The 491-nt window shown below is 64.0% G+C and carries 1 protein-coding gene; it reads left to right on the forward strand.

Annotated features, from left to right (window positions below; genetic code table 11):
• Positions 1-482: GAP family protein (locus ACZY0B_RS27920; RefSeq protein WP_463767449.1), on the forward strand; the 482-nt coding region annotated here is incomplete at its 5' end.
• Positions 483-491 lie beyond the last annotated feature (9 nt).

Raw genomic sequence — 491 nt, forward strand, 5'->3', positions numbered from 1 at the left:
GTCATCGGAGGATGGCGGGAGACGGAGCGGGCGCCACCTCGACGCTCGTGGATGACTCGGGCGCACCCCCGGCCATCACCCGGCTGTTGTACTCCACCCCAGCCGATTCCGATGCCGATTCGAAATCACGGCGGTTGATCGGGCGCTTCCGCGAGGCCTGGCAGAACGGCTCTCCCTGGATCCCGTTCGTCATCGGGATCATCGTGGTCCCTCCGCTCGATGGGATTCTGTTCGCGCTCGCCATCGTTGTCGCCTCAGGTGCTTCGTTCGAAGTTCAGTTGATCGCTCTGATCGCCTTCGTCTTCGGCGTACTGCTCGTGGAGGAGTTCATCCTCATCAGCAACGTCGTCGCACCTGCGAGAACCCAGGCGGTACTCCGGCGGTTGCACGAATGGGCACACACCCACCGCCGAAAGTTCGTTGCGGCCATCCTCGCCGTGGTGGGGCTGTCACTCATGGCCAGGGGCATGGGAGGCCTCTGAGCGATCACG

Source organism: Mycobacterium sp. IDUB_19, assembly GCF_055419445.1.